General features: G+C 63.5%; 20 protein-coding genes. 10 read left to right on the top strand and 10 right to left on the bottom strand.

Translation table 11 applies throughout. The annotated features are described in order from the left end of the window. Positions 1-116: 116 nt before the first annotated feature. The 4 genes from ACE103_RS01350 to ACE103_RS01335 form a co-directional block, all read right to left on the bottom strand. On the bottom strand, positions 117-1,115 hold the full coding sequence (locus tag ACE103_RS01350) for a DUF4238 domain-containing protein (RefSeq protein WP_375778034.1): 999 nt from the start codon (positions 1,113-1,115) through the stop codon (positions 117-119). An 85-nt stretch (positions 1,116-1,200) separates the two neighbouring features. Next, positions 1,201-1,965, bottom strand: coding sequence for an ImmA/IrrE family metallo-endopeptidase (locus ACE103_RS01345; RefSeq protein ID WP_375778033.1), 765 nt, complete (start codon positions 1,963-1,965; stop codon positions 1,201-1,203). After that, the gene (locus ACE103_RS01340; RefSeq protein WP_375778032.1) at positions 1,962-2,393 is read right to left on the bottom strand and encodes a hypothetical protein; all 432 of its coding nucleotides are present in this window, start codon (positions 2,391-2,393) and stop codon (positions 1,962-1,964) included. The genes ACE103_RS01345 and ACE103_RS01340 overlap by 4 nt, the downstream gene beginning before the upstream one ends. Next, positions 2,390-2,992, bottom strand: coding sequence for a sigma-70 family RNA polymerase sigma factor (locus tag ACE103_RS01335; RefSeq protein WP_375778031.1), 603 nt, complete (start codon positions 2,990-2,992; stop codon positions 2,390-2,392). The genes ACE103_RS01340 and ACE103_RS01335 overlap by 4 nt, the downstream gene beginning before the upstream one ends. 210 nt (positions 2,993-3,202) lie before the next feature. Here ACE103_RS01335 and ACE103_RS01330 point away from each other — a divergent pair, with 210 nt between their 5' ends. The 4 genes from ACE103_RS01330 to ACE103_RS01315 are packed head-to-tail and all read left to right on the top strand — an operon-like array spanning position 3,203 to position 7,837. Then, a complete protein-coding gene (locus tag ACE103_RS01330; protein ID WP_375778030.1) occupies positions 3,203-4,744 on the top strand; it encodes a DUF2235 domain-containing protein in 1,542 nt (513 codons plus the stop codon). Then, positions 4,741-6,183 carry a cyclic GMP-AMP synthase DncV-like nucleotidyltransferase gene (locus tag ACE103_RS01325; RefSeq protein WP_375778029.1) on the top strand — a complete coding sequence of 481 codons (1,443 nt, stop codon included), beginning with the start codon at positions 4,741-4,743 and terminating at the stop codon, positions 6,181-6,183. The genes ACE103_RS01330 and ACE103_RS01325 overlap by 4 nt, the downstream gene beginning before the upstream one ends. A gap of 30 nt (positions 6,184-6,213) precedes the next feature. After that, on the top strand, positions 6,214-7,077 hold the full coding sequence (locus tag ACE103_RS01320; protein ID WP_375778028.1) for a hypothetical protein: 864 nt from the start codon (positions 6,214-6,216) through the stop codon (positions 7,075-7,077). After that, the gene (locus ACE103_RS01315; protein WP_375778027.1) at positions 7,049-7,837 is read left to right on the top strand and encodes a hypothetical protein; all 789 of its coding nucleotides are present in this window, start codon (positions 7,049-7,051) and stop codon (positions 7,835-7,837) included. Before ACE103_RS01320 ends, ACE103_RS01315 begins: the two co-directional genes overlap by 29 nt. A 128-nt stretch (positions 7,838-7,965) precedes the next feature. Here ACE103_RS01315 and ACE103_RS01310 read toward each other — a convergent pair whose 3' ends face one another. After that, a complete protein-coding gene (locus ACE103_RS01310) occupies positions 7,966-8,892 on the bottom strand; it encodes a Ku protein (RefSeq protein WP_375778026.1) in 927 nt (308 codons plus the stop codon). 188 nt (positions 8,893-9,080) lie between these two features. Between ACE103_RS01310 and ACE103_RS01305 the strand changes: the two genes are divergently transcribed. From ACE103_RS01305 to ACE103_RS01280, 6 genes are all read left to right on the top strand, one after another. Further along, a complete protein-coding gene (locus ACE103_RS01305) occupies positions 9,081-9,434 on the top strand; it encodes a hypothetical protein (RefSeq protein WP_375781302.1) in 354 nt (117 codons plus the stop codon). Between the two features lie 31 nt (positions 9,435-9,465). Further along, complete coding sequence (locus tag ACE103_RS01300) at positions 9,466-9,915, top strand: hypothetical protein (RefSeq protein WP_375778025.1); 450 nt, start codon at positions 9,466-9,468, stop codon at positions 9,913-9,915. Between the two features lie 4 nt (positions 9,916-9,919). Continuing rightward, the gene (locus ACE103_RS01295; protein ID WP_375778024.1) at positions 9,920-10,642 is read left to right on the top strand and encodes an SOS response-associated peptidase; all 723 of its coding nucleotides are present in this window, start codon (positions 9,920-9,922) and stop codon (positions 10,640-10,642) included. A 123-nt stretch (positions 10,643-10,765) separates the two neighbouring features. Further along, complete coding sequence (locus ACE103_RS01290) at positions 10,766-11,992, top strand: hypothetical protein (RefSeq protein WP_375778023.1); 1,227 nt, start codon at positions 10,766-10,768, stop codon at positions 11,990-11,992. A 111-nt stretch (positions 11,993-12,103) separates the two neighbouring features. Next, entirely contained in the window at positions 12,104-13,000 is an 897-nt protein-coding gene (locus ACE103_RS01285; protein WP_375778022.1) for a 3'-5' exonuclease, read from the top strand. A 57-nt stretch (positions 13,001-13,057) separates the two neighbouring features. After that, on the top strand, positions 13,058-13,807 hold the full coding sequence (locus ACE103_RS01280; RefSeq protein ID WP_375778021.1) for a hypothetical protein: 750 nt from the start codon (positions 13,058-13,060) through the stop codon (positions 13,805-13,807). A 264-nt stretch (positions 13,808-14,071) separates the two neighbouring features. On the opposite strand, the gene ACE103_RS01275 is transcribed toward ACE103_RS01280, so the two are convergent. Genes ACE103_RS01275 through ACE103_RS01255 form a run of 5 tightly spaced genes read right to left on the bottom strand, consistent with a single transcriptional unit; the run spans position 14,072 to position 21,264 of the window. Continuing rightward, positions 14,072-14,548, bottom strand: a complete 477-nt coding sequence (locus ACE103_RS01275) for a hypothetical protein (protein WP_375778020.1) — start codon at positions 14,546-14,548, stop codon at positions 14,072-14,074. Further along, the gene (locus ACE103_RS01270; RefSeq protein ID WP_375778019.1) at positions 14,545-15,729 is read right to left on the bottom strand and encodes a Wadjet anti-phage system protein JetD domain-containing protein; all 1,185 of its coding nucleotides are present in this window, start codon (positions 15,727-15,729) and stop codon (positions 14,545-14,547) included. Before ACE103_RS01270 ends, ACE103_RS01275 begins: the two co-directional genes overlap by 4 nt. Beyond that, positions 15,726-19,181: an SbcC/MukB-like Walker B domain-containing protein gene (locus ACE103_RS01265; protein ID WP_375778018.1), complete on the bottom strand. Its 3,456-nt coding sequence runs from the start codon at positions 19,179-19,181 to the stop codon at positions 15,726-15,728. Before ACE103_RS01265 ends, ACE103_RS01270 begins: the two co-directional genes overlap by 4 nt. After that, positions 19,178-19,876, bottom strand: a complete 699-nt coding sequence (locus ACE103_RS01260; protein WP_375778017.1) for a DUF4194 domain-containing protein — start codon at positions 19,874-19,876, stop codon at positions 19,178-19,180. The genes ACE103_RS01265 and ACE103_RS01260 overlap by 4 nt, the downstream gene beginning before the upstream one ends. After that, a complete protein-coding gene (locus ACE103_RS01255; RefSeq protein WP_375778016.1) occupies positions 19,873-21,264 on the bottom strand; it encodes a Wadjet anti-phage system protein JetA family protein in 1,392 nt (463 codons plus the stop codon). Before ACE103_RS01255 ends, ACE103_RS01260 begins: the two co-directional genes overlap by 4 nt. Positions 21,265-21,287: the final 23 nt, after the last annotated feature.

The raw sequence follows: 21,287 nt of genomic DNA, 5'->3' as shown, positions 1-21,287 counted from the left end.
GCGCCTCTCTGAAATGAAGTTGTATCGTAATCAAAATACAACGAAGGAGCAACAAGCCGATCGGAGATTTTTTCGACGAGCCGCCGAAGTGCGCGATCGCACAGCGCGCACCTTTCCTATTCGTTTCGGAACGCTACGACTTTGCCGCTCTCGTCGTCCTTCCCACCCGCCAAGAACGTTTCGTCCTTGTCGAGATGGGCGCCGCTGCCGATCTCGCCCTTAGGGCCACGCTTGTAGCTGAACAGCGCATCCCGTCCGTAGACCTGACGGTGACAATTGCCGATGAGCAGGCTGTTGATCCGCGCGACCGTCTCCTTCTCCGCCCGGACGACGCTCTCGTTGCCGTCGAAACGACCGAGGAGCGCGAGCCTTTGAGATAGTGGAAAAATCACCTCGGTCCCCGGGACTGCGAAGCCGGGAGAGGTTTCGCCGTGATTCTGATCATCAATCCATCTCAAGCAGACCGGATGGTCGCTTGTGACGAAGCCTCCCGAGTCGTCGGAGGCGACCAGCATCTGCCACTTCCTGCCTTCGTAGAGCTTCACCAGAGGATCGTGCCACCGGAGCTCAACGAGGATGTTGAATTCCTTCGGTGGTGGTGGAGGTCTGAACAATTCGGGCTCCTTCTCGAACCACCCCTTCATTTCTTCATACGTCGGCGCAGGCTGTCCTTCCGCTTCCACCGCCGCCACGAACTCAGCGTACTTCTCTTCTGTCTCCAGACCCGCACCCGCTGCAAGCTGTCCCGCGCCGCGGTAGATCTCGCCGACCGCAGCCCGCTGCATCGGATTGCGCAACGTGACGGAAGCGATGAGATTCATGATCGCGTTGCGATCGCTCTCGTCTCCTAGAGAACGCGTCGATATGACCCTTTCGAGAACCGGCGCGATCTTACCTTCCATTTCGGAGAGAGCTTCCTCGACCGCGAACGGATTGACTCCACCAATCGTGACCAGATTGAAATAGAGTTCGCCGGCGACCTTATTGGTAGGCACGCGAAAGAACTTGGCGCGCGGCCGATCGACGACGTAGAGTTGCCTTCTCTCGTTCACGAAGCCGCGAAGATAATACTGCGGCACATAGTGCTGTATTTTTGCGTTCGCCTCCCTAGCCATGGCAAGCCTTCCATTCCAGGCGCTCGAGCTCAAGCCGGCCTTCAAAAATCCTGGCGCGGGTCTGCCGCGAGTAGCCGCGCGGCGCTCACGCCACGGCCTCATCCGGAAGCTTCAAGACAGCAAGAATTTCATCGTCCGGTAACCGAAATGACTGCTCCTCGACTTCGAAGCGATCACATCCCTTGAATCCGAACCACGCATCCGCCGGCATCTTCCTTGGAAAGTTTTCTTCGGCTGCCTCGTTGAATAGCATGTCCGCGGCGAATGTGGTGCGATCGAGCGAGTCCAAGGGAAACCACCACGGTTGAACCATCGGAGATCGCTCGAACCAGCGCCGCTTCTTCTTGTTGTAGCAGGCGATGATCATGGGAAAGCGGTTCAGCACGGTCATTTTGAAGAGCGTCGCGGTCAGGCTCGCCGAATATTCTTCGGCAATGTCTCTGGCTGCCGCGAGCGTCGGCCGCTTCACGCGGCGCAGCCTAGGGCCCAACAGGTAGTTCGGCAGAATGAGGTCCGACGCGAACGCATCCGCTTGACGCTCGGGGTCGAGCGGGCCGTTGGCGAAGTTGCAGACGTCTCGCCCGCCGCAGAAGAGCATTCTACCCTTATGATGGTGCCAGTGTCCGAGTTCATGAGCGAGCGAGAACCGGCGGCGCTCAGGAGGGCTTCGACCGTTGACGGTGATCACCGCCCTTTTCTTCGACCCGACGATAGTCGCCTCGCAGCGATCTAATGGCCGGTAGTTCACGACCGCGCCCCGCGTCCATGCGATGGCATCCAAGTCGATCTCGCCGGGAGAATCGATCCCCAGGCTTAGGAGTATGCGCTCGGCGGGACTGAGCGCGATCATCCTTCCTCCTGCGGATCCTCTGCCTCAAGCGCAGCGAGCTGGGCAAGGTCGTCCAACATGCCCTGTTCATCGGTATCCGACAGGCCTTTGCCTTTCCGCGCCGCTATCATGTCCAATGCACCGGTCGCTTCGCCGGCGCGCATCGCCTCCAACCTTCTCCGGGAAGCATCCCTATCTTCCGGTGAGGACTTGGTCGGACGGGCTTTGAAGGCGATCACCGCTTGCTTGGCCTGCTCGAAGCTCTTCTTGGCGGCCACGAGTTTGGCGTGCGCTGTGACGGCGTCCATTTCCGACACTACGGCGTCGGGGTCCATGCCCATCGCCGCGAGATCCTCGCGCAGCTCCTCCGAAGTAGCCGCCAGAATGCTCTCGTCGATCGCGTCGTCCAGCTTTCGAAGCTCGTCCTGCGAGGTGCGCTTACCGGTCATGACCGAAATCCATCCGGGAGCTTCTTGGCCAAGGTCCGCCTGATCCGCTTCATGATGTAGTCGTAGCCAGCTTGATCGACTCCGATCTCATCGCGCAATGCCTTTCCTCGATTCTGACCCGAAATGGCGATGACGGCCAATTGCGCCTCCTCATCGCCTTCGAGGGTTTCGTAGATGACCTTGATGACGTCTTCGGCCTGTTTCTCGATCAGCAGCGCCTCCGGGTCGAGCTGATCCGAGGCGACCTGCTTCTCGCCGCCGTCATGCCCGCGGCCGTCCGAGGTCAAAGACTCCGTGCGGCCGAGCGCCTTCCTGCGGTGCGATGCGATGCTCCGCATAGACTGCGCTAGGAACGCGACGAAGGATTGGTCTCTCGGGCAACGGCGTTGGCCGACGATCGCCTGCGTGACGGCCTCGGAATAGAGCTCGTTCTCCTGGAAATTGGTGCCGCCCCGCCGTCGCCGCTCGATGAGCCGGAGCTTCCGCTTGTCGTCGGCGGACATGGAATCGAGCTTCTCCAGCACCTCCTCGGGAGCAAGGTGCTTTGTCTCCGGGGCGGCGGTCACGCCGCCTTTCGGGGATTCGCTCTCGTCGTCCATGGTCTCGAAGACCCTATGCCGCGCTCAGCGAAGGATTCGGACAAAAAAATCCGTCTCTGACGAAAAATAAATGCTGTCCGAATCCGCGCCTCTAGCCGGCATACCCGGGGAGAAGCCGAAATCGAATGAAATAGACCAGCTTCGGCCTGATACAACCTGAATGCCGGCGGTGCAACCTTGAGCGGTCGCCCGAGCAGGAGGCGAACGCTTATGCCCAAGAATATCGTCGTCTTTTCGGACGGCACCGGTCAGGACGGCGGCGCCCGCCCCGAGCAGCGGATCAGCAACATCTACAAGATGTACCGGATCTCGCGCGATCATGCGGACACCGGCATCGATCCGTCCCGCCAAGTGGTGTTCTACGATGCCGGTCTCGGCACCGACATCGGCGCCACGGCCCTGACGGCTCCCGTCCGCTTTGTCCAGAAGCTGCTGGGATCCGTGACCGGCGCCGGCATCAAGCGCAACATCGCCGACTGCTACGAATTCATCGTCAACCACTACGAAGAGGGCGACAGGATCTTCCTCTTCGGCTTCAGCCGCGGCGCCTATACCGTCCGCAGCGTGGCCAACCTGCTGATGCTCTGCGGCGTGCCCACGAAGGCCCCCGACGGCCCGCTGATGCGCTATCGCAAGGCCGCGAAGGACATCGCCTGGGAAGCCGTCGACACCGTGCTCGAGCACGGCGCCGGTCACCCGAGGGCCGATTTCGAGGACGAGCGTCTCGAACTGGCCAAGCGCTTCCAGCTCAAATACGGCTCCGGCGACGGCTCCGATTCGAACGTGGCCCCATATTTCATCGGCGTGTTCGATACCGTCGCCGCCCTGGGCGCCAGCGGACTGCGCTACCTCGTCATCCAGGCCGGCCTTGCCGCCGGCGTTGCTGCCGCCGCCTTCGCGGCCGGGTTTCTTCCGTCCATACTGATCGCGCTGCTGTGGTCCTGGTGGCTCGGCGCGGGCTTCATGTTGACCGGCTTCATCGCCCAGGTCGCCATCATCGCCGTCGCGCTCTGCGCATTCTGGTACTGGCAGAACAAGTCGACGACCAAGACGATCGTCGACTACCCAAAGCCGGGAGAGTCGCGGTCGCACAAGGCCGTGTGGAAGGGCGCCAACTTCGACCGGCTGCTGAGCCGCCACGTCGCCTTCGCGCGCTCGGCCAACGCGATCGACGAGACGCGGAAGGACTTTGACCGGGTAGGCTGGGGCGGAAGCGACTCCGGCGCGCCCCACTTCGCCGGCCACGAACGCCTGCGCCAGTGGTGGTTCGCCGGCAATCACTCCGACGTCGGAGGCTCATATCCCGAGCCGGAATCGCGGTTGTCGGACATCGCGCTCGACTGGATGTGCCGCGAAGCCCTTTCCGTCCCGGACGGCCTGCTCACGGGCCCGATCTTCGTCAGCGGCGAGAAGCTGCAGGGCAGCGGCGACGTCGGCCAGGCGCTCTGCGTCTATCCGGACGCCGGCGGCACGCAGCACTGCGAGGTCGCCGGCATGCGGGACACCCTGGATGCCTTCGCCGACAGGCTGCCGAAGTGGCGTTGGCTCCGTAACCGAATCGCTGATCGGAACTGGGAGATCAAGCTCCGCGACATCGATGCCGCAGCCAAGGTTCATCCCACGGTCGCGCAGCGCTTCGAACTGCCTACCGTTGTGCATTGTGCGACCGGAGCAGCGCCCTATCGTCCCGACGCACTCGCTGGCCACAACGATTTCAAGCGGTACTACGCGAGCAAGGCTGACGGGTCATGAAACTGGTCGCGCTCTTCGATGACTTCCTGAAGGAGACGGTCAACCTCAACAAGACGAGGATCGATCTCCTCGAAGCCAGCATTCCGGCGCTCGAGTCCTTCGTCCGCGATTCCGATTGGACTCCGAGGGTCCGCTCATTCGCGGAACAGGGGTCGTGGGCCCATGAGACGATCATCCGGCCGGTCGATGGAGGAGAATTCGACGCAGATCTTCTGGTGATGGCGGACCCGGTCGAAGGCTGGACCGCCGCCGAGTACGTCGAGAGCCTCGGCCGCGTCTTCTCCGGCAGCAAGACCTACGAAGACAAGACGAAGACCTGGGACTATTGCGTCACGATCACCTACGCCGGCGATCGCAAGATCGACCTCGCCCCCTGCGTCGTCGGCCGGCGCTGGGACGGGAGCATGGAGGTGTGCAACAGCAAGGGCAGCTTCGAACTGTCGGTTCCGGTCGACTACACCGCGTGGATGAAGGAGAGGAACGCGTACTCGGGCGGCAATTCCTTCCGCAAAGTCACGCGCCTGATGAAGTATCTGCGCGACATCAAGACGACCTTCACCTGTCCGTCCGTGCTCCTGACGACCCTGCTCGGCAACCAGATCCACTGGTTCGACAAGGACACGGACGCGTTCGCCGACGTTCCCACCACGCTGCAGACCGTGGTTGGGCGTCTCGACGACTGGCTCCGGATGCACCCGATCAGGCCTTCGGTCAAAAATCCGAAGCTGTCGAGCGAGGATTTCTCGCCGCTCTTCGGCAGCGACGATCAGTATTCCAACTTCCGCACCGTGATCGCCCGCTACCGGAAATGGATCGACGAGGCCCACGCGACGGAAGGCCGGCAGGAGAGCATCGCGGCGTGGCAGAAGGTGTTCGGCGAGGAATTCGGCAAGGCCAGCATCATCAAGGTCGCGGCTGACGCCGCGGCGGACGGGCTCGCGAAGGTCCGCGGGCTGCTGTCGTCGACAGCGGCCCATCTCAACGAACTGGTGGACGTGGTGAAGAACTACGGAATTTCAGTGCTGCCACTCGACTTCTCCCGCCCGCCCCACATACGGCAGCCGACTTGGCGGCAGGCGCCGAGCCTTGCGACGGTCCCGGTCACCGCCGAATGGCGGGAGCAGCGGGCTTCCACGGGACGCGCGATCCGTGCCGGCGATGTACTCCGCCCGCACGGCGGCCTGCATTTCAAGGCCTCAGACACCGACGGCAGACCGATGCCGCCGGAGTTCGAGGTGCAATGGAGGATCACCAACACCGGCGCGGTCGCCATGGCCAAGGGCGCAGGCCGCGGCGGCTTCTACCCCGAGAACTCCTCGCACGGGCGCTGGGAGACGCTGAACTTCCGCGGGGTCCATCTGGCCGAAGCCTTCGTCGTCCGCCGCAGCGACGACGTGCTGGTCGGCGTCAGCAAACCGTTCTACGTCGTCATCGAGTGACGGCAAGAATCGAGATCACCGGTCGAACACATGGCATACACCGTCGACGCATCGTTCAACGCATTCTACGACGAAATCAACCTCGGTGGCGACCATCGCGACACCGCGAACAAGCGGCGCGACAGGATTGTCGAACTCCTGAAGAACGACTTCACCATCCTGGAGGCCTACAGCGCGGGATCGATTCCGAAATACACGGCCCTGCGCGGCCACGCGGACCTCGACGTCATCGTCGCGCTGCATTACGGCAAGCACGTGAAGGACAAGCTTCCGAGCGTCGTGCTGCAGAACGTCAGAGACGCGCTGAGCGCCTATAGGACGGGCGTGAGAAGCAACGGCCAGGCCGTCACCCTCTACTACGACACGTGGCCGAGCGTGGATATCGTTCCCGTCAGCCGCGTCACCGACAACGGCGGCACGGTGACGCACTGCGAAGTGCCGAATTCCAGGACGGAAAGCTGGATCCCGAGCAAGCCGAAGGAGCACGCCGCGCTGATCGAGACGGCGTCGACCAAATGCGGCGCGAACTTCCGACGCATCATCAAGATGGCGAAGGAATGGAATCGCGTGCACAGCGACTATCTCACTGGATATCACATCGAGGTTCTGGCGCTGAAGACGTTCGATTCCAACCTGGACGACCTACCTTGGCATCTGCACCTTTTCTTCGACAAGGCGCGCGATCTCGTCCGGCAGCGTCTTTGGCACCAGGTCTCCTACGTCGACGACTATCTCTCGGCGACGGGACGCGCCGAGGCAGTCAAACGGCTTGAGACCGCATACTCGAAGAGCTTGTCCGCCTGGTATGCGACGCACGGATCAAACAAGGACCACGCGACCGCGATCGGTTTCTGGAGACAGATTTTTGGAGATAGGTATCCCGCCCATGGCTGAACAATCCCCGCGCAGCGATCCGATAGGGGACCGCTTCTTCGAACCACTCGTCAAGGCCGACAAGGTCTCCGACATCCTCTTCTACGTCGCCGGGGTCCTGTCCCTGCTCGCGCTGGTCGTGGAGCAGGACTCCCGGCCGCAACTCTACTCGCTGGTCCAGATCGGCTTCGCCGTCGTGGTCGTCGCGCTCTTCGCGGTCACTCTCGCGGTGCGGCTCTATTTTTCTCCACGGGCTCAGCAGCGACGCTATTCGGACTTCCTATCGCACGCGTTCGACCGCCCGCTGAGCTTTCAGCAGACCACCGGCTACTACAACAATTCCGCGCAGAACGGATGGCGGCGGATCGCCGCCCAAGTGCTCGAGAACTCGTTCTACACTGGGGATACGTTGGCGCAGATGTGCACGGCCGAGAGGATCAGGGTCGCGCTCTATTTCGCCGTCTGGTTCGTCGTCGCGCTCAATCGAACCACCAATCTGGCCACGATCGGCGTGGCGGCCCAGATCCTGTTCAGCGAGCAGATCGTCTCGCGTTGGTTCCGGATAGAATGGCTCCGGAGGGAGTGCGAAACGATCTATGGCGAGCTCTTCCGTCTCATACAGAGCAAGGGCTTGACCGAGGTGCTGGCTCTCGAAGCGCTCGGCCGCTACGAAATCTCCAAGGCCACGGCGGCGCTGGTGCTGTCTTCGAAGATATTCTTACGGCGTTCGCCCGTGACCGACGCGGACTGGGCGAAGACGAGGGCGACGCTGGGTCTGTAGCCTGACGTCGGGTCAGCGTCGACCGGGCCACCAGCTTACCACGTTCGTCCTCATCGAGATCGGGCTTTGCCACCGCAAAAGACGACCAAGGACGGCGAAGTACCGTCCATCCGGAGTCACGGGGTATTTTACGCCGATTTGCGCTGGGACCTCGCCGGCGCCCTCTTTTCTGTGCTCTCTTTCGCCGGCTTTTTGCCGGCGATCGGCATCAGCATCTCTTTCTGCCCGGCTGAAGCCTTGCGCGGCTTCTTGGCGGGCTTGGCCACCTTCGCCGGCGCGACCTCTCGACCGACACTCTGCCGCAGCGCTTCCATCAGGTCGACCACGTTCTCGCCCTTCGACCGCTCCTTCGGGCGGATAGTCTTGCCCGCGCGCTTCTGGTTGATCAGGTCGACAAGCGCGGTCTCATAATGGTCCTCGAATTTCGTGGGATCGAACGTTCCGGCCTTCTGGCTCACGATGTGCCTCGCGAGGTCAAGCATGTCCTTGGTGATTTTGACGTTCTGGATCTCGTCGAAATACTCTCGCTCGCTGCGCACTTCGTAGGGGTAGCGAAGCAGCGTGCCCACCAATCCCTTGTCCATCGCTTCGAGCGCGACGATGTGCTCGCGATTGGTCAAGACCACCCGCCCGATTGCGACCTTTCCCATCTCGCGGATGGTCTCCCGGATCACCGCGTAGGCGTCGTGCCCCACCTTTCCATCCGGCGTTAGGTAGTAGGGCCTGATCAGATAGCGCGGGTCGATTTCGGACTTGTCGACGAATTCATCGATCTCGATTGTCCGCGTCGATTCCAGCGCGAGCTCCTCGAGTTCTTCCTTCGTAACCTCGATGTACTGCCCTTTATCGAACTCGAAGCCCTTCACGATGTCCTCGTTCGGCACCTCGTCACCGGTATCGGTATCGACTTTCACGTACTTGATCCGGTGACCGGTCGCCCGATTGAGTTGGTTGAAAGTGATCTTTTCGGATTCGGATGTGGCCGGGTAGAGCGCGACGGGACAAGTGACGAGGGAAAGGCGCAGGAAGCCTTTCCAGTTTGCGCGGGGGGCCATGTCGAACTCCGGATACTAAGGTCCGGATTCAAGACGAACGGAAAGCCCTGGTTCCGACATCCGGATCGGCATCGGCGATTCATTTTCGCGTTTCTAGCCCCGACGGGCTCGACTCGAATGTTCTTGTTATGTTCTAATTCGACATGAGCAATCACCAAGCCGGCTGGCGCATGCCGACCCGAACCCAAATGGACAGAATGGCCGCCGCCGTCGGCGGGAATGGCCCGCCGGCACGCGCCTTGGCTCCAGATGACGACCTGCCGGCGGAATACTGGCAGGCCATCCTGGACGACGTTTCTGCCGACCGCGCGCCGCCGGAACCCTCGCCCCGGACGCAGCGGCTGATCGACATCCCGCGGCACCTGCTGCGGGTGGCCTGCCGGCGCTGCGGCAGGACCCTGGAAATACAGAAGGTGGATGCCGTCAGGTTGTACGGTCCCGACGCGATCTGGCGGACCGTCGGCCAGCGCCTGCTGGACAACACTTGCCAAGTTAGGACCGGCCGCTACGAAGAGGACGGCTGCTGGCCTACGTTCGAGTAGTCGCCGGCGCGGCTGGATTTGGACGCATGTAATGACACCGAAGCATCACCCGACGCCGTTGAGCGGTGGCGACCGCAAGGCTCTGAGCAAGGAACTCGCCAAGGCGCGTGCCATGACGACGATTCTTGCTGGCCAGGCTGCGGAAGCCCGTGCGAAAGGCGAGGCGCTCGTCCGTCATGCCGACCAGTTGCTCTGCGAATCCTGGAACGAGCGCATGTGGGCAAACGGCGGACCTGTCGATCCCTCGCCGACCGTCGACCAAGCCATCAACGGCGGTTACGCTTGGCTCGAGATCGAGTGCGCGCGATGCAAGACCCGGCGCGACGTCGATCTAGCGGCACTGCGCCATCCGCCGACCACCTTCGTCCACGATTTGGCGAGCCGGCTTCGATGCAGCAAGTGCGCCAAGGCGAATCGGCGCCCGGCCGCCACACTGCTACAATTGGCGCAGCGCCCTCGCCAGGCCGCTGCGGAGACCTGATGAGATGTGCAATTTATACTCGATTACCACGAACCAAGCCGCCATCAGCGCGCTGTTCCGCGTCGTCAATCGGTATGTCGGCAACCTAGCGCCGTTGCCTGGCGTTTTTCCGGACTACAGGGCGCCGATCGTCCGAAACGGCGCCGACGGCCGCGAGCTTGCGACCGCGCGGTGGGGCATGCCGTCGTCGTCGAAGGCACTGATGGACGCGACGAAGAAACGCGCCGAGAAGATGCAGACGAAGGGCAAGACTGTCGACTTCAAGGAACTACTCCGGATGGAGCCCGACGGCGGCACGACCAACATCCGCAACGTGAAGAGCAAACATTGGACGCGGTGGCTCGGAGCCGAGAACCGTTGCGTAGTGCCGTTCAACAGCTTCAGCGAGTTCAACAAGGCCGAGGGCGGTGACATCTGGTTCGCGCTCGACGAATCTCGCCCGCTCGCCTGCTTCGCCGGCATCTGGACCGAGTGGACATCGGTTCGGAAGGTCAAGGAAGGCGAGACCACCAACGACCTCTACGCGTTCCTTACGACGGAGCCGAACGCCGAGGTCGGCGCCATCCACCCGAAAGCTATGCCTGTGATCCTGACGACGCCCGAAGAGGTCGAGACCTGGATGACCGCACGGGCCGACGAGGCGCTGAAGCTGCAGCGGCCGCTTCCGGACGGCGCGCTGCAGATCGTTGCTCGCGGCATGAAGGAGGATCCGGCGCCGGAAGCGTAGCTCTCGCCGGTCGACTGGATGGTTCACTTACGTTAGGAGCGCTCACTAGGACCGTTATATCTAGCTCGCCTGCCGCCACCGCGCTGTGCGGGATACGATAGGCGCCCAAAGGATCGACGGGGCATGAACGAGACGCGCGAATTTCAGGAGATCGCCCATTGCGGCGGACAGGTGATCTTCACCGTCAGCAGCGACCACGAAGGCCGGCGCAGTTACCAGGTCACGTGGCAGAGCAGCCGGCCGGTCCCGGCAGCGCTCTACGCCATCTACGCGCTGAGAGAGGGTGTCCCCGTCGCCGATCTGCCGATGGGAGGGATCGGCTCGCCGTGGCCCGAGCCACCTGTACCGGGTTGCGTACCCGTGTTCATCGCTTCCGACAGCGAAGGAAAGTTCGGCTTCCAATGCCCGAGATGCGAACAGTATTGGCGTACACGCGGCGGCATCTCGCTATGTCCCTATTGCGGCGTGCGCGCCGAGCGTCATGAGTTTCTGTCGGCAGCACAACGGGTCTATGTTCGCCTCTATTGCGAAAGACTCGACGAGGCGCTGTCGGCAGGTGAAGACGGAGCGCACGTGATCGACATGGACGCCGTGGCGGACGCCGCCGGAAAAGACGTCGAGAAGCCGCCGTTCTATTACGCCGAGCAGAGCCAACAGAAGCAGTTCGATTGCAGCGCCTGCGGCGAATTCCACGATATCCTGGGGCGGTTCGCCTATTGCTCGGTGTGCGGCACGCGAAACGATCTCAGCGAGCTTGAAGGAAGCATTATCCCGGCGATCCGCGATGATCTAAATCGAGGTGCCGTTCCTTCCGGCTGTCTAAAGGACATCGGCTCGGCGTTCGACACTTTCGTCGGGCAATATGCGGGGCAGATGATAAGGAACAGGCCCATGCGTTCCGGGCGGCGCGAGCGCATTGGGAAAATGCGCTTCCACGATCTTGCCGCTACAAGAAAGGAACTGCTCGGCGGTTTCGACATCGACATCTGCGAAGGGCTGACGGAGGCGGAGATCGCGACTGCGACGCGTTCGTTTCAGCGCCGGCATGTCTACGAACACAACGGCGGCGAGGTCGACGAAAAGTATCTGCGCGACAGCGGCGACACGTCAGTCCGACTGAAACAGAGCATCCGGGAAACGCAAGCCGGCGTCCATGAATTCGCGAATATCGTGCTGCGCATGGCTCGAAATCTCCACCGTGGCTTCCACGACATCTACGAACCCGCCAAGGGCGCCATAGACCGGTACGAAACCGAAAAGAGGCGCCAAGCTACCCTTCAGCGGCAACACGGGGGACAGTCCCGCATACCGTCGGTCAACACCGCGAATCCTCAGCTTAGAGGTAAGTAGGTCGGTGTCGCGCGTAGCACCGCAACAGAATGTGGGCTCGACAACGAGAACGGGCGAAGGCAGAATCTGCCGCGCCGGCGCACGGTTGCGACCGCGCTCCCCAAGGATACGATGTGTCACGACGATATCAGCCTGGCAGCGATGGCGGAGGCATTGGGCCGATCCACGGACTACCGGGTCCTTAGGCGTCTCGTCCCCCGGACTACGTTCGCACCTGCCATCGGTCAGGATACCAAGACCGGCGTCCTGCTCGACACCGAGACGACGGGTCTTGACGCACGGAAGGACGAGATCATCGAACTCGGAATGGTCAAATTCGAATTCCTGCCGGACGGCCGCATCGCAGGAGTGAGGGACACGTTCTCTGCTTTCAACGAGCCCTCCGTGCCGATCCCGGCGGAGGTGACCGCGCTCACAGGCATCGCCGACGAAATGGTGGCCGGTCACAAAATCGACGAAGCGGTCGTTTCCGCTTTCGTCGATGACGCTGTCATCGTCATAGCGCACAACTCTGGGTTCGACCGCAAGTTCGTTGAACGGTACTGGCCTATCTTCGAACGAAAGGCATGGGGCTGCTCTGCCACCGAGGTCGATTGGCGCAAGCATGGCTTCGAAGGATCGCGCCTCGGCTACTTGCTGAACGGCGCCGGCTTTTTCCATCAGGCCCACAGGGCAGTCGACGACTGCCACGCCCTCCTCGAAATCCTTGCGCTCGAATTGCCGACGACGCGCGCGCCGGCGCTTGCTCTCCTGTTGGAGACAGCCCGAAGGAAGACGATGCGCGTCTGGGCGGAGCAATCGCCGTTCGATCTGAAGGATGCTTTGAAACGCCGCGGCTATCGTTGGTCAGATGGCAGCGACGGCAGACCGAGATCCTGGTACGTCGATGTTGGAGAAAGCGCGCTGGAGGACGAGATCGCGTTTCTCAAAACTGAAATCTATCTGCGGGACATCGAGCCCCGACTTCAGACCTTGACGGCTTTCACCCGCTTTTCGGTTCGGGGCTGACCGACTACATCTTCAGGATAGCATCGGCAAGCAGGGGCGCACGCAACGAGGGCACGATTGAACGACGCGATGGCGAGGAAGCTCTTCGACACATTCATCCACCGAGTCACGGATTTGATGAAGCTGCACACTCGCCCCTTCGTGGCAATCATGGCGGGAGCAGAGATCGGAACCGGCACGTTCATCGAACGTGCCGGAACAAAAGCTCTGACTTGCGCGCACGTAGCCGCATTCAATCCAGATGCCCACTACGTCGATCCCACTGGCAGCACGGTGATACATCCCGGCATCTGGTGTACGGAGCTGGACCATACGGTCGATGCAGCATTTGCTCCCATTGCCGATGGTGAATGGAACAAGATCGCCGCGCGCGCCCGGCAGCTGTCTATGGCAAGGTTTGCGCAACGCCATGAGCCGGTCGCAAGCGAACTACTTTTTTTCCGCGGCATCGCAGGCGAGAACGCCCCCTACGTAGGTTCGTTCGGTGCGAGAGCTATCCTCTCGGGTTACTGCTCGCAAGAGAAACAGGGATCCGGCGACTCCAACATCTTCGAAATGCTCTGGAAGCCGGGCGGCGCTACCGTGACCGCCGGCACTTCCGAGGAAGCTCGCAATCAGGTCATGTACGACGACCCGGCGGGTTTCAGCGGGTCACTCGTCTGGAACACTCGCTTCGTCGAAAGCGGTTGCGACCTGACGAAATGGACTCCGGACGATGCCGTCGTTACGGGACTGCTACGACGGTACGACGAGGCAACCGGCACATTGCTCGCATGGCGCGTGGAACATCTCCTGGCTTGGCTTTGATCGATGATCGCCCGTCGATCGGGTCCCATCATGAACAGCAGGCTTCACGAAGCCATCATCGAGTGCAGCAGGAACTCTTTCTTCGTGAAGGGATCCGAACGCCGAATATAGCTCTGGAAAACAACGCCAAATCAAGGAATTAGCTGACCACCCACGCCGTGGTACGCGAAATGGTGTGTCTAATGGTGTGCTAAACTTCGCCGGCTCGGCGACGGCGCGCCACCGCGCCTGCCTGGCGCGGGCATTCCCCGGTGCCGCGGGCGGTCAGCCGCGGCTGGCGAGCTCGATCTCGCGCTGCAGGGCCTCGATGGTCCGGGCGTGCCGAGCCTCCTCCTCGCGGCGGGCGGCGCGTTCCGACTCGAGCAGGATTTTCAGCACCCGGATCTCGCTCTGGAGCTGGGCGACGCCGCCCTCCGGATCGCGATCTCCACCCGCGATCTGGGCCGCGGTGGGCGCCGCGGCCCCGGCGGCGGCGGTCCCGGCCGCTGCGGCCCGGCCGGCGGCGCCCTCCGCCGGCCCGACCAACGGCGCCTGCGGACCGGTCCGGACCGGTCCATTCGGTCCGGTCCGGTTCGAGGCGCCGCGAGCCCCTTCGGCGTATTCCTTCAGGATCGCGGAAATGCGGGTCGAGCCCCCGCCGCCGAGACGCTTGCGCACGCTCGCCCGGGACAGCGGCGCCCCCTCGGCCGCGATCGCCCTGATGGCCGCGACGATCTCCCCGTCGGTAAACTGTCTGCTCACTGCGCCGTCTCCAATGGGTCCGCGGCCCGCAACGCCTCCTGCTCGAAGGTGCGGCAGGAATCGCTCGCAAGATAGCGGGCAAGCTCGCCGAAGTCGTCGTCCCTCGCGGCCATCGGCGTCAATCGCGCGAGCGGTTTCCGCGGCGCGCCGTGCCGCTCCGCCAGCTCCACTGTCATGAGGTGCAGTTTGACGGTACGGCCCGCCGCCTCGCGGATCGAGTCGGCGATCAGGAGCCCCCCCGCGTCGACGTCGCCCCAATGGTACAACGGGGTGCGCGGCCACACCTCCGCCATCCGGCCGACCAGCATTCGCACCGGCGGCGGCGGGAAGCCGTGGGTGTAGACCACCGCGCCCCGCCCGATCTCGCGGCACTGGGCGTTGAAGCTCGTCCAGTTCTCCACCGTCACGATGAATTCGGGTGCGTCCCCGCTCGGCTCACAGCTCGCCACTAGGTCGGGATTGACCGCGCTCCACGGCGCGGCGAGACCGCTTACCGCGGTCCCCGCGGCATCGACGAAACGCACAGGCGCACGCAGGCAGACCGGATGGCCGAATCTGACGAGGCCCAGCGTCTCCCAGATCTCGTCCTGTCGGGCATCGTCGGGCAGCGCCAGCGCCCGGCGGAGAATGGCGCAAACCGCCGCGCCGTGCCGCTGGAGAAACTTCGATGATCCGGCCGTCTGCACCGAGGCGGAACGAAAATGGGTCCCGAAGGCGATGTCGAGCAGGCCGGCGGCGGCGGCGAACACCCCGCGCGCGAGCTCCGGCTCGGCCGGCAGGCGATACCATTCGGCCCCCTTCGCCCATTTGTCCGCGGCATCGTCGATCGCCGCTTCGAATCCCTCGCGGCCCGCGACGGCATCCCGGGCCGCCGCCACCGAATCCGCGGCGCGTGTCCCGGCCCGGATTGACCCGAGGTCGCGCGCCAGCAGGTCGGCATCGATCAGGCGCACCCGCTCGATTACCTCGCGCCGGTTGCCGTTTCCACGGACGAGCGCGACCGCGCCGGCGCGCTCGGCTCCCTCGAGCCGCTCCCGCCAGGTCCGCTGTCCGACGGGGGAGGGATCCTTCGGTGCGCCGGCTCGGACCGTGAGGGCGCGCGTCGCGGTCGGATTCCTCTCGGCCGCTTCGAGGAGCTTGAGGAGCGCCCTGCGCGCCGCCTCCGCGCCGGAAGCCGTCACTGCGCCGCCTCCAGAACGTCGGCCGCGTCGGCGGATACTGCGCGCTCGCGGTAGGATTCGTATCCCTTGACCCGCGGGTCTTCCTCCGCGAGGTCGTCCCTGAGCGCGTCGGACACCTTCTCCGGCACGATGTGAATGTCGGCCCCGTCGCGGGCGACGTTGACGAACGTCTCCATGGCGTGCGCCAGCACGCGCGACTTCGTGTCGGGGGCCGCGGCGACGATCTGGAGATTGGTACCGCTCATGAACTTCAGCATCTTCACGGTATGCTCGGTGTCCAGTCCGTCGAGCGCGTCGTCGAGCAGGATGACGCCCAACGATCCGTTCCTGCGGTCGGGAGAGGAGGATTTCGACGACACGGCGGCGGCCATCGCGATGTACTGCGGAACGACGCCCTCGCCGATGGAGCCCTTCTTCATGCGTTGCCGCAGCGTCGAGACGGTCTCGCCGGTCGCGGCATCCTTCACCAGCACGTCGAAGGTCCAGTAGGCCTTCGGATCGCTCAGATCGTTGAGCGAGCTCTGGTCGTCCTTCTCGATCATGTCGGCGATGGCGCGTATCGCGCGCGACTGCTCGGTATCGTCGTCGAGCGCGTGAAGAGGCGGCATCACCCAGTTGGGATCCTCCGTCGCGCGCTCGACCAGGTCGATGATCGTCGCGAACCTGTCGACCTTGCTCATCCGAAACAGGTACTTCTCCCCGTAGAATTCGTGGCGTTCCATCTCCTGGTTGAGGTCGTCGCGGGTGTCCCGGATCTTGGAGAAGGCATGGACCAGCAGGCTAACGAACTCGTTGCGGAACGCGTCCGAGAGCTGGCGGCTCGCCTCCTCGGCTTCCGCCGTCTTGTGCAGTAAGGTCGAGTTTTGCAGCAGATCGCGCATCGCGCGCGCTTCGCCGAGCCGTTCGCGCCATGCCTCAACGCTCAACACCGGCATCGGCACTTCGGGAAAGTCGGCGGCGTGCTTCCCCCACGATTCGTGCCCATGCGCGATCTCCGCGCGGCTCTCCTCCGCGCGGGTGCCCGCAGTCTCGAGCGTCTGCCTGTGCTCGCGCCAGAAGTCCTTGGCTTCGCCCAGAATACCGAGAACGCGCCGTCGCACCTCCTGCGCAGCGTCGTGCTCGCCCAACGCCTTCGCGTCTCGTTCGAGCATGGCGGCGCCGAGCTGCTGATTGGCGGTCTTGAGCTCCTCCTCCACTCGCGTCACCGCGATGCGCGCGTCGTTCGCGGCTTGCAGGGCGGACGACCATTCCTTGTCGATCTTCGTCTGCTCCGCTTCGAGCTCGCGAATTTGTTGTTCCTTTTCCGGATCGCGCTGACCGCGCAGGTCCTGGAGCCTCTCGCGGCTGCCGTCGACGGCCGTCTTGGTCCTCCGCAGGCTGTCGACGACCGATCCCAGCGTCGTCTGCGAGCTTCCCGACTGTCCGGTCAATATCCGATAGGCGTCCTTGGCGGAATCGAAGACCTTTCGTTCGGTCTCGGCTTCCTTTTGCTCGCCGTGCAGACGCTGAAGCTCGGCCACGGCGTTCTGGGCGGCTTGCGCGCGGCCACGCCGTCCCACCAGCAGATAGTAGGGCGGCCTCATTTTGTAGGACGAAAAACGGGTCGCGCGCATGAGATCTACCGTCACGGCGCTCGACTCGCGCTCGATCTCGGCCTCGGTGCGCACGCGCTTGATGCGTCCCAGCAGGGCGTTGACGTAGGCACCGGCGGTCGCGTTCTCAGCTTCGACGACAGCTGCGAGCGAATCCGCAGCCGGCGGCTGCGCGCCCGCGGTCAGCACCGAAGGCTTCACGATCTCGACTCCGTCGCTGCGGGTCGAACGCCGCTGCACTCGGACCGCATCGATGTACTGGTCGGGGTTCTGCAGGATCATGGCTTCGCGCGCGTTGCCGAGAACGGATTCGACGGCCTTCCGCCAGTCCTCCTTGTCTTCCCTGATGTCGATCAGATCGCACAGCGGCGTCGCGACGATCTTGGCTTCGGCGAGATCGTCGCGGAGGTTTCTCGCTTCCGGTCGCAGCACGGCCTTGTCGATGGCTTCCGAGCGCGCTCTCCGCGCGAGATCCTCGCGAGTCCGGGTGATACGCTCCTCGCGGGCCGCGGCGGCGGCGTGGGCGCGGATGAGCTCGCGCTCCGCGTTCGCTCCCACCTCGTCGACGATGCGCTGGAGCAGTTCGGCGTCAGACGCCATCGATTCGATCTCGACGTCGTCCTGTGCCCTGCGGAAGTCGGCGCCGGCGTCCGCGATGCGTCTGACGTTGCGGCTTTCGGCGTCCTTCATGTAGCCCACCGCATTGCGGATCACGTCGATGGCTTCCGCGCGCCGCCTGAGCTCCTTGCGAATCCCCCGCAGTTGCGTCTCGTCGGTGCCGAGGTCGCGCTCGGCGTTTCGAATTCGGGTCTCGAGAGCCTGGGTGCCGGGAGAATTTCGCGCCTCCTCGACGCGTCGGGCAGCCTCCTTCTTTCGCTCGTCGGCCTTCTTCTCGTCGTCCTCGGCGGTCTCGACCTTTGCCCTCAGGCCGGCAAGCCTTTCGTCGATCGCTTCGATCTCGGACTGACGCCGACCGACGGCCGCCTCGGTCGCCGCCGCCACGCGGCCTCGCGCCTCGCGGTCGTCCTCGGCGGCCTTCGAATAGTGACCGACGACGACGCCAAGCGACGTGATCTGACGGTTGATACTGCCGATGGTGCGCACGATCTCGCGATAGAAGGCCAGGCGCTCGCGCATTCGTCCGATGTCGATGATTTCGGTCTCGAGCACGTGGGCGCGCATGAACGCCGTAATATCGCCGACAGGCTGAAAGACCAGCGCCCGCTTCACTGCCTTGTAGTAGGAATGCGCGTCCGCGTGCCACGAACCGTAAGTAAGCAGATTGAGCAGGTAGGTGGAATAGTCCGACGCGCTGTCGCACTCCTCGACCTTCCGGCCGCTGGCGCGCAGACCATCGACGGCCTGGTCGAAACCCTTCGCCATCTCGCCTTCCTCGGTCGGAAAGACGAGGTCCGCCGTCGTCACGCCTCCGCCAGTCACGACCATGAAGCGGGCGTTGGGCCGCTCGCGATGCTCATGCGCAACGACATGAACGATACCGGCAACCTCCGCGCCGTCGCGGGTGCGGAACGACAGGCCGATCCACGTCTGCGAGCTCTTGCGAACGACCTTGGCCTTCTCGTTCTCGTCGTGCCGGACCACGCCGAGACAGTATTCTTGAAGCGACCTGTGCGCGTCCGGCCGGTTGCTGCGCACGGCAGCAGCGTTGTAGACGACCAGATCGCCTGCGCCCCCGGTCAGACCGGTCTGGATCGCATCGACGCAGGAACTCTTGCCGCTGCGGTTCGGGCCGAGGAAGACGGTGTTGCCCGAGAGCTCGATGTCCTCTCGCTCAATCAGATAGAAATCGATGAGGGAAAGACGGACGATCTGCGGCGTCTGGAGATGCGGCTCATTCATGCGTCGACCTTCTCCAGACCGGGCTCTTCATCTCGAGCGGCGTCAACATCTGGCCGCGCTTCGCGCGCGTAACGTTTCAACGCGCCGAGCGGCTCGGAGATGGCCACTAGGCTGATCGACGGTCTGACGGTGAAGGGCAATCCTTCATGGAACGTGGGGGGCAGCGAGGCCTGAATGAGTCCGTGATTCTTCAGAAAGCGGAGGATGTCGAGCATTCTAACCTTGCCGGGCGGCTCCTTCCTGGTCTTCTCCTTCCACAGGTCGTACAGACCGTCGGTATGCCACTCGGCATGGCCGTTCACCAGTCCGGTGCTTTGGATCGCCTTGTCGTAATACGCACGCAGCAGCAAGATGGCGATGGCCTCGTCAACGCGCAGCGCCGGTGCCTGGTGGGCCTCCCGCTTGTCACGCGGCGTGTCCGGTGCCTCCGCGATCGGCGGCATCAGACAGACCATCTTGATGTTGCCGGACGTGTTAAACTGCAGCCGCCAACCGAAGACGTCGAACAAGCGCTCCGCGAACGGTCGCACGTGATCGTCGTTCAACAGTTCGTAGATGTCCTTGGAACCATAGTCGTTGCCGAAGACGAACTGCCGCTGCATCAGCGTGCGGAATGCGCGCTGGACGGCGACCTTCGGATAGCGCGTCCTGGCCAAGACCTCTTCGTATTCCTGCAATCCGGACAGCGCGTTCATTGCGAGGTCTCCGTGATCCTGGTGGCCGTGAAGTTCGGAAGTTCGCCGTATCGGCACGCTGCGACGCCCTCCGCGGGCGCGAGGAGCCAACCCTTGATGCGGCGGCCGCGGCCCGTCAGCGCGAGAAGGGCGATGTATCGCCAAGTGAACCAGTCCTTGGCGCTCGTCGGCGCGAGAGCCACAGCGTCGCCGCCGCCTGCCGAGTTCAGATAGGCGAATGCATGTCCGGCGGTCGGTTCGGAGGCAAGATCGAACGCGCGGCAATCCTGGATGAAGCGCTTGCGGTAGGGATCTTCAGGCGGCCGGCGGAGAACGCGCGGCTCCGGAGGCGGCAGAGGCTCCCTAGCCTCGGGAAACCGGGACTCGCCGACCGGCTCAAGACAGTTGAGAAGCGGCAGCGCGCAGGGAAGCTCAACGTGGTCTTCGAGAAAGGCCAGTTCCTCGAGGCAGGATTCTACCCGCTCGCGGATCGTCGCTGGATTGCGGCCGATGAACCTGAGGATGTCGCGAATTCGGCCTTCGATGCCGACCTGCCCTTGGTCGATGCGAACCCGCAGGCGCTCGATGTCGTCGAACGACGTCGATATCTCCGCGAGACGTCGACGGATCAGCGCTTCGGCTTCGCCCACCGTCGCGGCGTGACCGGCTTCGACGTAGGCGCCCATAGCCTTCTCCATCGCCGTCGCCGAAGCAAGAATTTCACGTACGGCTCGCGTCACGTGGTGCCGCGACCGCCACGGGTTGTTTTGGGACAGGATCTTGGTCCAATCCCGGATCAGAATGTTGCCGACGAACTCGGCGAAGAACACATCGACAGAATCGTCCATCCCGTCGGCGGAGTTGAGCCGCCGCGTCACTGACAACAGCGCGGCATCGATGCCGACCATGTGACGCCGGAATCCGACGGCGGTCTGCCACGCCGCGTCGATGTTGGTCGCGTGCATCGTCGGATCATCGGCGGCCGCGCCGATGAGGGACGAGACCTGCGACACCAGTCCCGTGAAGCTCTTGGCGACGTTCTCCTTCAAGTCGCGCAGCACCGTCATCAGACGGCGGTAACCTTCGGGCATCGTTACCCGGATCTGCCAACGGTCGGACTCCTCGGCCAACCAGCCGCCTTCGCGCATCTTCAGATACAGGTAGTCGGCCGATGCCGCTTCCGGCTCCTCTTCGTCTTCGTCGTTCCGTCCGGAGCTCGGCGGCGGCGGCATTCCCTCGATCGCGGCGGCGATCGAATTCTTGACCTGATCGCGCTCGGGATTTTCGAGGGCCATTTCGCCGAAATGCGTGACGGATAAACGTAGGAGCGCGGCTTCCGCGGCCAAGGCGTGGCGGCCCGTGAAGATCCTGAACGCTTCAGGAGGAACGCAACCGAACAGGTCGCTCATGCCGTCCCCCTGTCTCGGGGAGA

The sequence above is a fragment of the Bradyrhizobium sp. ma5 genome (assembly GCF_042258955.1).
Classification (GTDB): Bacteria; Pseudomonadota; Alphaproteobacteria; order Rhizobiales; family Xanthobacteraceae; genus Bradyrhizobium.
This window is presented reverse-complemented; position numbering and strand designations above follow the sequence as displayed.

What these genes read in the sequence shown, in the direction of transcription:
- ACE103_RS01350 (WP_375778034.1), bottom strand. Translation starts at nt 1,115, where the DNA reads ATGGCTAGGGAGGCGAACGCAAAAATACAGCACTATGTGCCGCAGTAT.
- ACE103_RS01345 (WP_375778033.1), bottom strand. Translation starts at nt 1,965, where the DNA reads ATGATCGCGCTCAGTCCCGCCGAGCGCATACTCCTAAGCCTGGGGATC.
- ACE103_RS01340 (WP_375778032.1), bottom strand. Translation starts at nt 2,393, where the DNA reads ATGACCGGTAAGCGCACCTCGCAGGACGAGCTTCGAAAGCTGGACGAC.
- ACE103_RS01335 (WP_375778031.1), bottom strand. Translation starts at nt 2,992, where the DNA reads ATGGACGACGAGAGCGAATCCCCGAAAGGCGGCGTGACCGCCGCCCCG.
- ACE103_RS01330 (WP_375778030.1), top strand. Translation starts at nt 3,203, where the DNA reads ATGCCCAAGAATATCGTCGTCTTTTCGGACGGCACCGGTCAGGACGGC.
- ACE103_RS01325 (WP_375778029.1), top strand. Translation starts at nt 4,741, where the DNA reads ATGAAACTGGTCGCGCTCTTCGATGACTTCCTGAAGGAGACGGTCAAC.
- ACE103_RS01320 (WP_375778028.1), top strand. Translation starts at nt 6,214, where the DNA reads ATGGCATACACCGTCGACGCATCGTTCAACGCATTCTACGACGAAATC.
- ACE103_RS01310 (WP_375778026.1), bottom strand. Translation starts at nt 8,892, where the DNA reads ATGGCCCCCCGCGCAAACTGGAAAGGCTTCCTGCGCCTTTCCCTCGTC.
- ACE103_RS01305 (WP_375781302.1), top strand. Translation starts at nt 9,081, where the DNA reads ATGGACAGAATGGCCGCCGCCGTCGGCGGGAATGGCCCGCCGGCACGC.
- ACE103_RS01300 (WP_375778025.1), top strand. Translation starts at nt 9,466, where the DNA reads ATGACACCGAAGCATCACCCGACGCCGTTGAGCGGTGGCGACCGCAAG.
- ACE103_RS01295 (WP_375778024.1), top strand. Translation starts at nt 9,920, where the DNA reads ATGTGCAATTTATACTCGATTACCACGAACCAAGCCGCCATCAGCGCG.
- ACE103_RS01290 (WP_375778023.1), top strand. Translation starts at nt 10,766, where the DNA reads ATGAACGAGACGCGCGAATTTCAGGAGATCGCCCATTGCGGCGGACAG.
- ACE103_RS01285 (WP_375778022.1), top strand. Translation starts at nt 12,104, where the DNA reads ATGTGTCACGACGATATCAGCCTGGCAGCGATGGCGGAGGCATTGGGC.
- ACE103_RS01265 (WP_375778018.1), bottom strand. Translation starts at nt 19,181, where the DNA reads ATGAATGAGCCGCATCTCCAGACGCCGCAGATCGTCCGTCTTTCCCTC.
- ACE103_RS01260 (WP_375778017.1), bottom strand. Translation starts at nt 19,876, where the DNA reads ATGAACGCGCTGTCCGGATTGCAGGAATACGAAGAGGTCTTGGCCAGG.
- ACE103_RS01255 (WP_375778016.1), bottom strand. Translation starts at nt 21,264, where the DNA reads ATGAGCGACCTGTTCGGTTGCGTTCCTCCTGAAGCGTTCAGGATCTTC.